Annotated in this window: 12 protein-coding genes; 3 read left to right on the top strand and 9 right to left on the bottom strand. The window is 57.1% G+C overall.

Going from position 1 to position 15,358, the window contains the following annotated elements:
• Positions 1-152: 152 nt before the first annotated feature.
• From yjjJ to FHC52_RS07680, 5 genes are read right to left on the bottom strand one after another with little or no spacing between them, the layout of a single operon-like run.
• Positions 153-1,457, bottom strand: a complete 1,305-nt coding sequence (yjjJ, locus tag FHC52_RS07700) for a type II toxin-antitoxin system HipA family toxin YjjJ (RefSeq protein WP_072058566.1) — start codon at positions 1,455-1,457, stop codon at positions 153-155.
• Positions 1,458-1,501: 44 nt separating this feature from the next.
• The gene (silA, locus tag FHC52_RS07695) at positions 1,502-4,678 is read right to left on the bottom strand and encodes a CusA/CzcA family heavy metal efflux RND transporter (protein WP_220420006.1); all 3,177 of its coding nucleotides are present in this window, start codon (positions 4,676-4,678) and stop codon (positions 1,502-1,504) included.
• A 10-nt stretch (positions 4,679-4,688) separates the two neighbouring features.
• Entirely contained in the window at positions 4,689-5,936 is a 1,248-nt protein-coding gene (locus tag FHC52_RS07690) for an efflux RND transporter periplasmic adaptor subunit (protein ID WP_126287927.1), read from the bottom strand.
• An 11-nt stretch (positions 5,937-5,947) separates the two neighbouring features.
• On the bottom strand, positions 5,948-6,286 hold the full coding sequence (gene cusF / locus FHC52_RS07685; RefSeq protein WP_032651860.1) for a cation efflux system protein CusF: 339 nt from the start codon (positions 6,284-6,286) through the stop codon (positions 5,948-5,950).
• Between the two features lie 28 nt (positions 6,287-6,314).
• Complete coding sequence (locus FHC52_RS07680) at positions 6,315-7,700, bottom strand: efflux transporter outer membrane subunit (RefSeq protein WP_126287925.1); 1,386 nt, start codon at positions 7,698-7,700, stop codon at positions 6,315-6,317.
• A 162-nt stretch (positions 7,701-7,862) separates the two neighbouring features.
• On the opposite strand from FHC52_RS07680, the gene FHC52_RS07675 reads away from it, so the two are divergent.
• Positions 7,863-8,546 (top strand): copper/silver response regulator transcription factor, encoded by a 684-nt coding sequence (locus FHC52_RS07675; protein ID WP_008503517.1) that lies wholly within the window; start codon positions 7,863-7,865, stop codon positions 8,544-8,546.
• Positions 8,536-9,990 carry a Cu(+)/Ag(+) sensor histidine kinase gene (locus tag FHC52_RS07670; RefSeq protein WP_126287923.1) on the top strand — a complete coding sequence of 485 codons (1,455 nt, stop codon included), beginning with the start codon at positions 8,536-8,538 and terminating at the stop codon, positions 9,988-9,990. Before FHC52_RS07675 ends, FHC52_RS07670 begins: the two co-directional genes overlap by 11 nt.
• A gap of 3 nt (positions 9,991-9,993) precedes the next feature.
• Here the strand turns inward: FHC52_RS07670 and FHC52_RS07665 are convergent, their stop codons facing one another.
• The gene (locus tag FHC52_RS07665; protein ID WP_126287921.1) at positions 9,994-10,899 is read right to left on the bottom strand and encodes a LysR family transcriptional regulator; all 906 of its coding nucleotides are present in this window, start codon (positions 10,897-10,899) and stop codon (positions 9,994-9,996) included.
• Positions 10,900-11,016: 117 nt separating this feature from the next.
• Between FHC52_RS07665 and FHC52_RS07660 the strand changes: the two genes are divergently transcribed.
• The gene (locus tag FHC52_RS07660) at positions 11,017-12,432 is read left to right on the top strand and encodes an MFS transporter (protein ID WP_126287919.1); all 1,416 of its coding nucleotides are present in this window, start codon (positions 11,017-11,019) and stop codon (positions 12,430-12,432) included.
• A 46-nt stretch (positions 12,433-12,478) separates the two neighbouring features.
• Here the strand turns inward: FHC52_RS07660 and FHC52_RS07655 are convergent, their stop codons facing one another.
• From FHC52_RS07655 to FHC52_RS07645, 3 genes are read right to left on the bottom strand one after another with little or no spacing between them, the layout of a single operon-like run.
• Positions 12,479-13,474, bottom strand: a complete 996-nt coding sequence (locus tag FHC52_RS07655; protein WP_126287917.1) for a DUF2891 domain-containing protein — start codon at positions 13,472-13,474, stop codon at positions 12,479-12,481.
• 9 nt (positions 13,475-13,483) lie between these two features.
• Positions 13,484-14,470, bottom strand: coding sequence for a DUF979 domain-containing protein (locus FHC52_RS07650; RefSeq protein WP_021240144.1), 987 nt, complete (start codon positions 14,468-14,470; stop codon positions 13,484-13,486).
• Positions 14,467-15,189: a DUF969 domain-containing protein gene (locus FHC52_RS07645; RefSeq protein WP_021240145.1), complete on the bottom strand. Its 723-nt coding sequence runs from the start codon at positions 15,187-15,189 to the stop codon at positions 14,467-14,469. The genes FHC52_RS07650 and FHC52_RS07645 overlap by 4 nt, the downstream gene beginning before the upstream one ends.
• Positions 15,190-15,358: the final 169 nt, after the last annotated feature.

Genomic DNA, 15,358 nt, shown 5'->3' with positions numbered 1-15,358 from the left:
GTTCGCAGGTAGCGGCAGCTGTATCCTCTCCACAGCCTTTTATAAGATGCTGCTGTTTACTCTGCATAATCGTGCATGGCGCAAGCTGAGCGGGCAAACTCGCGATGCACACACACCGCACTAAGGATGCACCGCGTAAAAAAACTCGCTCATTATCCAAGACGCGACACCTTCAATCTCGCCTCGTCCAGATGGGTGCGCAATGCGGCAAGACATGGCGCAAAATTGGCAGAAAAGCGGCCGCAACTACTGGCCAGCGTATAAAAGCGCTCGGCCAGCGCCAGTGCTTCATGCCAGGTTTCTCCCGCGATCGCGTCAATAAGCGTAGCCGGACGCAGCGTATTCACCAGTGCGCCTCCTGATTTCGGGGCAAATCCCATGGGCAGCATGTCATAGGCAGGAGCAAGATCGTAAGGCCGTCCATGGGAACTGATAAACGACAGATTACCGTGGTGCATGTCGGTATTACCGATCAGCATACCAAACGCCCAAAGCCTTGACGTGCTGGCGACCGCATCCTGGTGAACACAGCCCTGCTTTGCCAGCTCATTCACCAGTACCGGCCAGGATTCTCTTGCCCTGCCGACAAACTCCGCCTCGAGCGCACGTAAAGAAAAAAGTCCCTTACGACCAAGGGGTCCCGTACGGTCGAACCGCGGGATCTCAAGGAAGCGCTGTCCGCCAAAATCAAACACCTCGGTTTCGACGCCAAGCACGCTTAACGCAAGATGTTCTGCTAACAAAAGGTCTCGCCAGCGTTCGCTTACAGGGTTATCGTCCGGTGCCGTGAATTTCACAATGACGTGGCCACGTTCTGTATAAGTACAGAACTTCGGCTGTTCACCCCCAGCAGAGGAGCCCGGTACTTCGCCCGCGCTCACGGCCTGCGCCAGCGACGGGTAGGCGGTTGCGCGGTCCACCGCAACAGGCGACGGCATCTCTACAAAATGATTCCTCGCCTGTTCTCCGATTAACAGGTTCCCCACCGCATCGTGCCCATGAGCGAGCAAAGCCCTGATAACGTCAGTATCACTCCAGTTCTCTGGATTCGGCGGCAGGCCCAGCTCGGATGAAAATCGCGAGGCGTACGCGCGGCCAAGGTATCCCTGAGGCCGCATGTCAAACAACCACCACGGCAACCCATCGCTATGGAGGCACACATTGTCCGTTTGCGCCATTACAAAACCGTCTGGATAAACCGGAATGAGTTTACCCAGCGATTTAACCTGACCCTCTTCCGTGATGCGGTAGACAGGAGCCGAACTGAATCCTCGATGTGTATCCCGCAGCACATAGTGAATAGATGGACCGGAGCCAATGCGAACAACCTCATCGCCAAGCGCTTTAATCGATCGTGAAACGGTAGGCTGACTAATACCCATAATATCAGTCAGTTGCCTTACCGATACCGGGCCTTGCCTCAGCAATTGTCGTAGTGTTTCGGATCGATTAATCATAGTTTTGAATAGCTTTTTGAATAGGTTATTGAATAGCTAATTTATCAGGTATTGACTCCCCTGTCATCTTCACCAACGGCTGTCTCTGGTTTATGCCTGCGCAACCAAATTAACTTATACGCCGCAGGAATAATAAACAGCGACAACAGCGGTGCCGTGATCATCCCGCCAATCATGGGCGCCGCTATCCGGCTCATGACTTCTGAGCCTGCCCCGGTCCCCCAGAGAATGGGCAGCAGACCGGCAATAATCACCGCGACGGTCATCGCCTTTGGCCGCACGCGCAGCACGGCGCCCTGATAAAGGGCGTCATCAAGCCCCTGTTCAGTGAACGTTTCGCGCTGGGACAGCGCCGGATGTGCTTCAACGGCATGACGCAAATACATCAGCATGACCACTCCAAACTCTGCTGCCACCCCGGCCAGGGCGATAAACCCGGTGCCGGTTGCCACGGACATATGGAAGCCCTGCCAGTACAGGAACCATATCCCGCCGACCAGCGCGAACGGCAGGCTCATCAGGATCAACAGGGCCTCATCCACGCGACGGAACGCCAGATAGAGCAGAACGAAAATGATCATCAGCGTCATCGGCACCATCAGGTTCAGTTTCTTGTTGGCGTGCTCAAGCAGTTCAAACTGCCCGGAGAATGACACGCTGGTACCCGGCCTGAGCTTCACGTTCTGGCTGATGGCCGTCTTAATGTCGTTCACCACCGACACCATATCCCTGCCGCGGGCATCGATATAAATCCAGCTCGCAGGCCGGGCATTCTCCGTTTTCAGCATCGTGGGGCCTGAAACAACGTTGATATCCGCCACATCACCCAGCGTAATCTGCTGTTTCATTGGCGTCAGGATCGGCATCTGCTTCAACGCGCTCGGGCTATTCCGGTAGTCCTGAGGGTAACGAATATTAATCGGATAGCGGGCCACGCCTTCCACCGTTTCACCCACCGTCGCACCGCCGATGGCCGAGGAGACGAACAGCTGCACGTCGCCCACCGTCATTCCATAGCGGGAGGCTTTCTCCCGGTTGATATCGACATCGATGTAGCGCCCGCCTTCCAGACGTTCTGCCAGGGCTGACACCACGCCCGGCACCGTTTTGGCTACCGCTTCAATGCTTTGCGCCGTGGCGTCGATATCAGCCAGAACGGTACCAGACACCTTGATGCCAATCGGGCTTTTAATCCCGGTCGACAGCATATCAATGCGGTTGCGAATGGGCGGAACCCAGAGATTCGCCAGACCGGGCAAACGAACGGTCTTATCAAGCTCCTCAACGATCTTGTCAATCGTCATCCCGGGACGCCACCGATCCTCAGGCTTAAGCTGAATGGTGGTTTCCACCATTTCGAGCGGCGCGGAATCCGTTGCCGTTTCGGCTTTGCCGGTCTTGCCGAAGACAGAGGCCACTTCAGGGACGGTTTTTATTAACTTGTCCGTGGTCTGTAACAATGCCGCCGCTTCTGCCGGAGAGACGCCGGGCAACGTCGACGGCATATACAGCAGATCGCCTTCGTTGAACTTCGGTAAAAACTCGCCGCCTACCTGGCTCAGGGGCCAGATCACCGTGAAGATGGATAAGGCCGCAACCAGCAGGGTTGTTTTGGGCCAGTTGAGCACCCGAATCAGTAGCGGATGATAGGCGTTAATCAGCAGCCTGTTCAGCGGGTTACGGGTCTCGGCGGGGATTTTACCCCGGATCCAGAATCCCATCAGAATGGGGATCACGATGATGGCCAGCGCGGCCGCCCCTGCCATGGCGTACGTTTTGGTGAAGGCCAGCGGACCAAACAGCCGTCCTTCCTGCCCCTCAAGGGTAAAGATGGGAATGAAGGATAAAGTGATGATCAGCAAGCTGATAAACAGCGCCGGTCCAACCTCTACAGAGGCGTTGGTAATCACCTTCCAGCGGGTGGCGTTATCAATCTGCTCTCCCGGGTGCTGGTGATCCCACTCTTCCAGCCGCTTATGCGCGTTCTCAATCATCACGATGGCGGCATCCACCATCGCGCCGACGGCGATGGCAATGCCTCCCAGCGACATAATATTGGCGTTCAGCCCCTGGAAATGCATGACGATAAAGGCAATACACAGGCCAAGCGGCAGAGAGATAATCGCCACCAGCGCCGAGCGAATGTGCCAGAGGAACAGCGCGCAGACGATGGCCACTACGATAAACTCTTCGAGAAGTTTGCTGCTCAGGTTATCAATGGCCCGGTCGATGAGCTGGCTGCGATCGTAGGTGGTCACAATCTCAACGCCTTCCGGCAGGCTGGCCTTCAGCGTCTCCAGCTTGTCTTTTACCGCCGTAATGACCTCGCGCGCGTTTTTACCCGAACGCAGGATCACCACGCCGCCCGCCACTTCACCCTGCCCGTTCAGCTCGGCAATACCACGGCGCATTTCCGGCCCCGTTTGTACGCGGGCAACATCTCGCAGGCAAATCGGCACACCGTTCTCACCGGTTTTCAGGACGATGTGATTGAAATCATCGATGGTCTGCAGATAGCCGCTGGCCCGCACCATATATTCCGCTTCCGCGATTTCTACGGACGATCCCCCCGCTTCCTGATTAGACGATTCAAGGGCCTGCTTAACTTCCGGCAGGCTGACGCCGAACTGCGCCAGCTTTAACGGGTCAACCTGAATCTGATACTGCTTCACCACGCCGCCAACGGAGGCCACCTCGGCCACGTTCGGGATTGTTTTCAGCTCAAATTTCAGGAACCAGTCCTGCAATGATCGCAGCTCGGCGAGATCGTGTTTTCCGCTGCGGTCCACCAGCGCATATTCAAATATCCAGCCTACGCCCGTGGCGTCCGGGCCGATTTCGGAACTCACCCCGGCGGGGAGTTTGCCCTGAACCTGATTCAGGTACTCCAGCACGCGCGAGCGGGCCCAGTACAGATCGGTCCCGTCTTCAAAAATAACGTACACATACGAATCACCAAACTGTGAAAAACCGCGCACGGTCTTCGCGCCAGGAACAGACAGCATGGTGGTGGTGAGTGGATAGGTCACCTGGTTTTCAACAATCTGCGGGGCCTGGCCGGGATAGCTTGTTTTGATAATCACCTGAACGTCAGACAGATCGGGCAAGGCATCGACCGGGGTGTTGATGATGGTCCATGTCCCCCAGACGCTGAGAAACAGCGCGCCCATCATCACCAGGAAACGGTTGGCAACCGAACGCCGGATAATCCATTCAATCATCATCGTCTCCTTAATGGCCTGAATGCGCGTCGTCAGCGGCTTTAGCGTGGCGCATGCGCTCCAGCGCGCCGGTAATATTGGCCTCCGAGTCAATCAGAAACAGACCGCTGACCACCACCGACTCCCCCTCTTCCAGTCCGGTACCAATGCCGGACTGCTGCTGTGATTCATGCAGAACGTGGATCTTTTTCGGTACAAACTTCCCGTTCGCATCAACGGTAATAACGCGCTGTTCTTTCCCGGTATCGATAACGGCCTGAGACGGAATGAGCAACATTTCCTGACTTTGGGTATTCAGCTTCAGGTAGGCATTCATGCCCGGTTTCAGCAGTTCATCCTTGTTGGAGACCTGCAGGCGCACCTGCAGCGTACGGGTGGTTTGATCCACGCTCGGCAGAAGACGCCATTTTTCAACCGGGAAGGATTTATCCGGATAAGCCGGTACCGAAACAGTAAACTGCGAGGTATCTTTCAGCAGATAAGCAATGGATTCAGGGACCGCCGCGCCGATCCAGACCGGATCCATCCCCTGAATCTGCGCCACCACCTTCTCTTTGGAAATATTCATCCCGGTGCGCAGGTCAAAGGCCGTGATCACCCCGTCAATGGGCGCCTTGATGGTAAACCGGGTCTGGATAGTGCGGGTCGCACGCAGCCGCTGAATATCGTCATCCGGCATACCCGCCAGGCGCAGACGCTCCAGAACGCCTTTTATCTGCGTGGGCGTTCCGCCGGTACCGGAAAGCAGGAGGAACTCGCTCTGCGCTTCGACCCAGTCCGGAATGGTGATATCAACCAGCGGCGTGCCTTTTTTCACCTTATCGCCAATCGTCAGCGGGTACACTTTCTCAACGAACCCTTCCGCACGCGCCTGCACAATGACAAACTGATAGTCGTTATAGCTGACGTTGGCCGGGATCGTCTGGGCATAATTCAGCTTTCCGCGCGTCACTTTTTGCGTTTTTAATCCCAGGTTCTGAACCTGGGTCGGATCGATACGGATACCGTCACTGCTTTTACCATCCTCATCGGCATATTTCGGCACCAGATCCATATCCATAAACGGTGATTTACCGGGCTTGTCGAATTTCACGTCAGGCTTCATCGGGTCATACCAGAAAAGGACCTTTCTTTCCGCAACGCTATTTGCTGTTTTTTCAGATGAATAAAGTGTCTGCCATTCCGTCACGGATATCAGCCCTCCGGCAATAAGGCTGCTGACTATCATGGCAACGTATTTTATTTTTAATGAGGCCATGCCGTTTCTCGCTATTTAATGCTCTTGAGTAAAGAGAGATTGCCCTGCTGAACAAACGAGAAATTCACGTGGCTGCCGACTTTTAAGGCAGTAATACTCGCGTCGGCCTGCATAAAAGTAAAACGCATGGTCATCGCGGGCCAGCCAATTTCCGGGATGGCTTCGTGTGAAATCGTCACTTTTTTATTCGTGAGATCAATATCCTTCACAATGCCGGTCCCGGTGATGACCTGCTCTGAGGCACCTTCGCTGGCGGCGCTCATCGCCTCGTGCTGATGAACCTCAGCCTGAAGACCGGCAGAAAACATAATGATTGCACCAAATACGACGGCGTTAAGTGAATTGCGCATGTTTAATATCCTTTTTAATTAAATGAGGTTATTCGGCCCAACCGCCGCCCAGCGCGGTGAAGAGGTTAATTTCATTAACCTGCCGGGCATAAATAAGGTCGAGAATATTTTGCTGCGTGGAAAACAGCGACCGTTCCGCGTCTAATACTTCGATATAGCTCACCGCACCGCTGGTATATAATCCTCTGGCCCGCTGCAGGGTAATATTTAGCGAATCAAGATACCGTTCTTGCGCAGCAAGCTGCTGGTTGAGGCTGTCCCGCAGCGCGAGCGCGTCGGCAACCTGCCTGAAGGCAGCCTGTATTTTTTGTTCGTAATTCACAACCGACTGCTGCTGACGAATTTCAGCCAGCTTCAGGTTGGCCTTATTCCTGCCCGCATTAAAAATCGGAAGTTCAATTTTAGGAATGAAATTCCACATCCCGCTGCCCGCGGTAAACAGGCTGGATAATTCCGTACTGCCTGTTGAAAGCCCGCTGGTCAGGGAAATTGACGGGAAAAAGGCGGCACGCGCGGCGCCGATATTCGCATCGGCCGCTTTAAGCTGATGCTCCGCCTCCATAATATCCGGGCGCTGCAGCAGTATCGCTGAAGAAAGATGGGGCGGGAGTTTTACCGGCGCAATATCGCGGGCGTTCATTCCGCTGTCGCCCGGCAATCCGCGATAGGTGCCGAGGAGCAACTGCAGAGCATTGTTGGCCTGCGCCAGCTCCCCCTCTCGTTTGGCAATCTCTGCCTGCGTGCTTTCGATCTGTCCCCGGGCCTGTTCCAGCGCCAGCACGTTGGTGCTCCCCGTCGCCAGCTGGTGCTCAACGAACGCATAAGACTGCCGGTAATTTTTCAGCGTTTCCCGCGCGATGCGCAGCTGTTTATACGCCAGCTGCTGGTTGAAATAGCTCTGCGACACGTTAGAGACAAGCAGAATATGCACCGCGCGACGGGCCTCTTCGCTGGCGAAATAGTTTTGTCGGTCGGCCTCGCTCAGGTTCTTCAGCTTGCCGAAAAAGTCGAGTTCGTAGCTAAGCGCAAGACCGGCGTCGTACTGCCGTGAGGTCGGTTTGTCACTTTTTAGCCCACCGCTGTACGTGATACCCGCGGATCCATTCAACTGCGGATAACGATCCGCCTCCGTCACGTTGAACTGCGCCCGGGCCTCTTCAATCTTCAGGGCGGCCATTTTGATATCGCGGTTGTTTTTCAGGGCTTCTGTAATCAATCCAGCTATCTGAGGGTCGACGAAGAAGTTGCGCCAGCCGGTGTCCTGATACCCGGCCGCCGCGGGCGTCAGGCCGTTGCGCGAGAGCGAAAACTGCCGGGGTACCGGTGATGCCGGGCGCGGGTAGTCAGGCGCCAGCGAGACGCAGCCTGCCAGGATAAATACCGTACTGATGCTGAGTCGTTTTAACAGGAACATAGCGGTTCAAATCAAGTCCAGAGGATTTTTAGGGCTACTCTACTGAACGCATCCTGTTTGACCGGTGACAGGATAATGACAATGTTGTCATTTATGGCGTAAGTCATTGTTAACGATCGCGGGCTCACTAGAATGTCATCAGCAGCCAGTCTGGGGAGCAAGATGAAAATACTGATCGTTGAAGACGAAATGAAAACCGGGGAATACCTCAGCAAAGGGCTGACGGAAGCGGGGTTTGTCGTGGACCACGCGGATAATGGCCTGACCGGGTACCACCTCGCCATGACCGCGGAATATGACCTGCTGATTCTGGATATCATGCTGCCCGACGTGAACGGCTGGGATATTGTCCGCATGCTTCGCTCTGCCGGCAAAGGAATGCCCATCCTGTTACTCACGGCCCTCGGGACGATAGAGCACCGGGTTAAAGGGCTTGAGCTGGGCGCGGATGATTACCTGATTAAACCTTTCGCCTTTGCGGAGCTGCTCGCCCGGGTCAGGACGCTGCTAAGACGCGGAAATACGGTGATCGCGGAAAGCCAGCTTCAGGCGGCTGACCTGACGGTTGACCTTGTATCGAGGAAGGTCAGCCGGGCGGGCAATCGCATCCTGTTAACCAGCAAGGAGTTCAGCCTGCTGGAGTTTTTCATGCGTCATCAGGGCGAGGTGCTGCCCCGCTCCCTGATTGCCTCCCAGGTATGGGACATGAACTTTGACAGCGACACGAACGCAATAGATGTGGCGGTAAAGCGCCTGCGCGCAAAGATCGATAACGATTTTGAACCCAAGCTGATCCAGACGGTGCGCGGCGTGGGTTATATGCTGGAGGTACCGGATGCCCGTTAAGCCCCTCCGACGCCCGTTCTCGCTTGCGCTGCGGCTGACCTTTTTTATCAGCCTCTCCACCATACTGGCCTTCTTCGCCTTTACCTGGTTTATGCTGCATTCCGTTGAGAAGCACTTTGCCGAGCAGGATATCAGCGACTTACAGCAGATTAGCAGCGCAATGCACCGCATCCTCCAGTCTCCGGCCGATCCCGACCAAAAGAAAATCAGCAAGCTCAAAGAGTCGGTCGCCAGCTACCGCAACGTGGCCGTCCTGCTTCTGGATCCGCAGGGCAATACCCTGTTCAGCTCGGCGCAAGGCGCGGCATTGCGCCCGGCGATGAACACAGCGAACTTTAGCGAACACCTTCAGGCACAGGATGTGTTTCTCTGGACGGTAGAAGACCCGGTCAACCCTATGCATGCCGGGTCCGACATGAAAATGGAAACGTACCGGATTATCGCCTCTTCAGGCAGGACAACGCTGCAGGGAAAAACCCAGGACTACGTCATGCTGATCGGGCTCTCGATTAATTTTCATCTCCACTACCTTGAGGCGCTGAAGAAGAATCTTTTTGCCATTGCCGCGGCAATCAGCCTGCTGATTGTGCTGGTGATTCGTATCGCGGTGCGTCAGGGACACTTGCCCCTGCGTAACGTCAGCACCGCCATTAAAAATATCACCTCCGAAAATCTGGATGCGCGACTGGAGCCGTCCCGCGTGCCCGTTGAGCTGGAACAGCTGGTGATCTCCTTCAACCATATGATTGGGAAAATTGAAGATGTCTTTACCCGACAGGCGAATTTTTCCGCCGACATCGCGCATGAAATCAGGACGCCCATCACCAACCTGGTGACGCAAACGGAAATCGCGTTAAGTCAGAACCGCTCCCAGAAAGAGCTGGAAGATGTCCTCTACTCCAGCCTCGAAGAGTACAACCGGATGACCCGCATGGTCAGCGACATGCTGTTCCTGGCGCAGGCGGATAATAATCAGCTCATCCCGGATCGGGTGATGTTTGATTTAAGCGCCGAGGTGATGAAAGTCTTCGATTTCTTCGAAGCCTGGGCGGAAGAACGCCACGTCTCGCTGAAATTTAACGGGATGCCCTGCCTGATAGAAGGCGATCCGCAGATGTTCAGAAGAGCAATCAATAATCTGCTCTCCAACGCCCTGCGCTATACGCCGGAAGGGAAAACGGTAACGGTCTCCATCAGAAAACGGGATAACGACGTTGAGCTGGTAACAGAAAACCCCGGCACGCCGATCCCGCAGGCGCATCTGCCAAAGCTGTTTGACCGTTTTTATCGCGTCGACCCGTCCAGGCAGCGTAAGGGCGAAGGCAGCGGGATTGGGCTTGCCATCGTGAAGTCCATCGTCACCGCGCACCACGGAAAAGTCCGCGTGGAATCGGATGCGGTGTCGACGCGCTTCATCCTCACGGTGCCGGGGAAAGTGCTCTGAGCGTCAGCAAACCGCGCGGCACACTTCAAGGACCTTTTCCCTGAGCCAGCGATGCGCCGGATCCCGTTCCATGCGCGGATGCCACATCTGGGATACCGTAATAGTGCGGGTCTTAAAGGGCAGTTCAAAGACGTGCACGCGCTCGGTCATCGCCTGATTGAGCAGGTACAACGCCGGTACCATAGCAATCAGGTCGGAGGCCAGCGCTACGGATAACGCCGTCGGGAATCCAGGCACCACGCTGGCGATCTTTCGTTTCATCCCCCGCTCCGCCAGCGCGTCGTCCACAGACCCGTGTAACGCCCCATCAGGCGACGCCACCACATGGCCCCAGCCAACATAATCGTCAAGGCTGACCTCAGGCTGTGAAGAGAGCGGATGTCCCTTGCGCACCGCGCCAACAAACCGATCCTGAAAGAGCCTTTGCAGCCGTATTTCAGGCCCCATGTTGCTCTGCACGCCAATCTCCAGGTCGACAAGCCCCTCCCGTAAATAGCGCGACGTTTTTTCAGGTTTGGGAGCGAAGCGGATGCAGACCCCGGGCGCAACCCTCGCCACCGCGGCTATGAGCATAGGTCCAAACGCCACCACAAAACCGTCGTTGGCCCGAATAGTGAACAGCCGTTCAAGGCTTTCCACCTTCAGCGTGTCGGTGGAGGGCTGCAGCACCGCCCTCGCCTCGTGCACGGCGCTTCTGGCGCGATCCCGGGTGGCTTCGGCCCAGGGCGTCAGCACCATATGACGCCCGGCCCGCACCAGAATAGGATCGCCGGTCACCTCCCGCAGCCGGCTCAGGGTGCGGCTCATGGCGGAGGTGCTCAGGTTTAAACGTCGCGCCGCGCCCGCCACGCTGGCTTCGGCCAGCAAAACGTCGAGCGCAACCAGAAGGTTAAAGTCAGGATCGGACACGATGGCTCCTCAGATAAGGCGTTATATGCAACGATTAAGTGCAAATGCTGCGTCTTCCGCCCTGTATAGCGCATGATTATAGTTTCGTCATCACTATTCTTATCCGGAGTAACGACAATGACGCTATTTACCAACCAGCCCGGCGATGAAGGTTTACCCGGGCATGAACGCGCCCGGGTCCTGGCCGCCGTCATGACCACCACGCTGATGGGCGTCTTTGACGGCACCATGATCAACATCGCGCTCCCCTCCATGGCTAGAGCGATGCAGGTCCCCGCGAACGTTGCGGTCTGGTTCGCTAACGGTTATCTGCTGTCAGCGGCGATGACGCTGGCTATTTTCGCCGCGCTGGCGGCCCGCGTGGGCTATCGCCCGGTCTTTCTGAGCGGGCTTGCCACCTTTACGCTCACCTCGCTCGGCTGCGCGCTGGCAACAACGCCGGAAATATTAACCGGGATGCGAATTCTGCAGGGCATCGGCGGGGCGGCGACCCTGAGTATTGCTCCGGCGATCCTGCGGTCCGTTTTTCCGGGCCGACTGCTGGGCCGTATTCTGGGGCTGCACGCCCTGCTTATCGCCTCCAGCACGGCGATCGCCCCGGTACTCGGTGGAACAATACTGGACGCCCTGAGCTGGCAATGGCTGTTCGCCATTAACCTCATTCCGGGCAGCATCGCCCTGCTGCTGGCGTGGCGAGCCTTGCCGCGGGAATCGGTTGCTGACAGACCGCCCTTTGATGCGCCGGGCGCCGTGCTCTCCGCCGTCCTGTTAGGTTCCGCGATCATGCTGGCGGACAGCCTTCAGCACGTGGCGCAACACATTAGTCTGCAGGCCGTCTGCTGGAGCGTTCTCGCGCTGGTCAGCGCCTTCGCCTTTACCTGGCGTATCCGGCGCGCGCAACATCCGTTACTGCCGCCGGTGATGTTCAGAAACGGGCGCTTCACCCTCGCCGCGCTGACCTCGCTGGCCTCGTTTGTCAGCCAGGGGATCACGTTTGTCGCGCTGCCGTTCCTGTTTCAGAGCGTATACGGCTACAGCCCTGTAGCGTCCGCGCTGCTGTTCACCCCATGGCCGATTGGCATCGTGCTGATCGCGCCGCACGCGGGTCGCTGGGCGGATACGATCTCCGCGCCGCTCATCTCGACCCTCGGGCTGATGGTTTTTGTCGGCGGGCTGGTCCTGCTGGCCACGTTGCCGGACAATCCTTCCGCCTGGAATATCTGTCTGCGCAGTCTGGTATGCGGGATGGGATTTGGCTGCTTCCAGAGTCCCAATAATCGGGAAATGCTCGCTAACGTGGCGCGGGAACATGCCAGCTATGCCTCCGGCGTGTTGTCGATCGTCAGAACATTCGGCCAGTGTCTCGGCGCCGCCGTGGTGGGCGTTCTGCTGGGAGCGGCGGCAGGATGGGACCATCAACATGCTATCCAGGTTGCACTGTGGTTAGCCGTCATCGCCTCGACGGGTTCGGTGGTATTTAGCCTGAGCAGGCTGCGCCCTGCGAGGCCTCCAGGCAAGCGTTGCACAATGTAGGCCGGGTAAGCGCAGCGCCACCCGGCAAGAAAGACGGCGCGTTTGTTTACTCCAACGCCAGCAGCGCAAAGCTCGCCAGCCAGTGCCCGCCGCTGTAGTGGCTGCCAACCACATGCCCGACGCTGGCGGCCAGATGTTTCGTTACCGCCTCGCGCAATGCCGGTTGCGCCGGGTGGCTGGCAGGAAGCGCTTTCGCTATGTGCTTCATACACCACGCGCGGCTGAGGTTTAACCCGTCGAGATGGGCAATTTTCGGGTCGGTACGATCGCTCACTTCCGCCGGGTTCATGAGTGTCGTAACGGCGCCCACCTCCGGCAGAAACGCGTCAAACCAGGCCGGGAAGTCTTCAGACACTTTGCTCATCAGCAGCGCCTCCGTCAGCGCGCCGGAAATATACTCGTCTCCGCCGGGCTCATAATGAGCCGGATAGCGCGTGTCGGCGAGATAAAACCGCTCCGCCGCTGCCACAATCGCCTGTTCAAGCGCCTTGTCTCCCACTGCGCGACCGTAATCGAGCGCCAGCGCGAGGGCAAACGCGGTGTTGTAGTGCGTCCCGACGCGGATCGGATAGGTGAGCTTGCCGAGGTAATCCACCAGCCGGTTGCGAATGTCCTGAGTTAACGGCTCCAGCATCTGATACCAGCCCGCGGCCTGCGGCAGCGACGACTGTTTCAGCTCCTGGGCCAGCGCCAGCAGCCAGCCGTAGCCATACGGTCGCTCAAACGAGGCGCGGAACGGCGCGGTAAAATAGGCCAGCTCCTTCGCCACGTTCTCTTCGGTCAGGTGCTCGTCAAAAAGCGCGACGATCGCGTCCCGGCACGGTAATTCTGGATAGAGGCGCACGCAGCGCAGCAGCAGCCAGTAACCGTGCACCGCCGAATGCCAGTCAAAACAGCCGTAGAAAATGGGATGCAGCTCGCGCGGCGGCAGAACGTCACCATCATCATTCAGCAGGTGCATAATGTGGTTCGGGTATTCCTGGCGCAAATAAGTCAAAGGCATGCGGGCAAACGCGTCGGCCTGATGTTGCGTTAATTCCATGACAGCTCCTTAGCGAAACACGAGGAAATACATTAAGAACACGTTCACCACCAGCAGGGTTAACGCGGTCGGGATCTGGATCTTGATCACCTGATATTTGTCTTTCAGCTCCAGCAGCGCGGCGGGAACGATATTGAAGTTCGCGGCCATCGGCGTCATCAGCGTGCCGCAGTAGCCTGCGTACATGCCAATCGCCAGCAGCGGCGCCGGGTTGCCGTGATGCACGTTGATCAGAAACGGCAAGGCGATCCCCGCACTCAGCACCGGGAAGGCCGCAAAGGCGTTACCCATAATCATGGTAAACAGCGCCATGCCCACGCAATAAATCACCACCAGCATGAAGCGGTTATCCGGGTTCACAAACAGGCTCACCACCTTCTGCACCGAGTCACCCGTGTTGGCCACCACGAACACGCCGCCAAGCATGGCCAGCATCTGCGGCAGGATCACCGCCCAGCCGATGGTATCGACAAGACGGCGGGACTGACGAACGGCATGGAGCGGCGTGCCTTTGGTCAGCCACCAGCCGGTGAGGATCGCCGCGACGCAGGCCACGCACAGCGCCGCCAGGGTGAGCTGTTTCTGATCGAGCAGAAACACGCCGCCGACCGAAACGCCCTTCAGGAATAACGTGCCCAGCACCGTCACCACCGGGATCATCAGCGCCGGCAGAAACAGCCAGTTTTTAAGCCGATTTGACGACGCGACGCGCTCCTCCTCGGTGGACATTTTATAGTGCCCTTTCCCGACGAGGCCAAACCCCGCCAGCAGCGCGATAACGATAACGCCGCCGCCGATAATCCGGTACGCCAGCGATTTGCCGAGTTCCTGCACCATCAGATCGCCAAACAGGAAGATCCCGCCAAACAAGAACCAGAACAGCGCGGTGGTAAAGCGCTTCGGGTTGGCGCGATCGCGCAGGGTCATGACAACCAGCAGCATTACGACAAAGCCAATCAGGTAGTACACGCGGTTAATGGTGATAAGCGTCATCATTGCGCGGCCTCCTGCGTACCCTGCTCTGCCCGCCAGGCCATCACGTCGCGACGGATGCTCGCATCGAGGCGCAGCAGGCGCGTCATATGAATAATCAATGCCGCAATGGCGGTCGGAATAGCCCACAGGCCGATATGCAGCGGTTCAATGCCCGGAATACCGTTCTCTTTCAGGAACGCGTCGATCAGCAGTACCGCCCCGAAGGCAATAAAGATATCTTCCCCAAAGAAGACCGCGATGTTGTCGCACGCGGCGGCGTGGGCTTTGATTTTGTCGCGAATGTGCTGCGGCAGCTCGCCATATTCGTTCAGCGCCGCCCCTTCGGCCATCGGTGCCAGCAGCGGGCGCACCGTCTGGGCATGGCCGCCCAGCGACATCAGTCCCAGCGCGGCGGTGCCTTCCCGCGCAACAAAGTAAAGCATCAGAATACGCGCCGAAGTGGCGCTGGCGATCTTCGCCACCCAGGCCTGGGCGCGCTCCTTAAGCCCGTAATATTCCAGCAGACCAATCACGGGCAGGATCAGGATGAAGGTGGCCAGCGATCGGCTATTGACGAACTTCTCGCCAAAGGTCTCCAGCAGCATCCCGAAATCCATGCCGACCAGCAGACCCGTCGCCAGCCCCGCCACCACGACCACCAGCAGCGGGTTGAAGCGCAGTGCAAAACCAATAACCACGATCGGTATCCCGATCAGCGGCAGCAGCGTAGTACCGTCCATAACGTTTACCCTATCGAAAGTGAGCGTTGCGCGCCGACGGCTATTTTTTTAATTTGCGGCGAGCGATGTTGTGTTTTGTTGGCAGGCTTCGCAAAACCTGCGCTAAAAAGCTATATCTGAACCTCAAAAACATGTAAACAAATTATCAATAAAATGTTCTTATTTTATC

The sequence above is a fragment of the Enterobacter sp. EC_64 genome (assembly GCF_019584165.1).
Lineage (GTDB): Bacteria > Pseudomonadota > Gammaproteobacteria > Enterobacterales > Enterobacteriaceae > Enterobacter > Enterobacter roggenkampii.
This window is presented reverse-complemented; position numbering and strand designations above follow the sequence as displayed.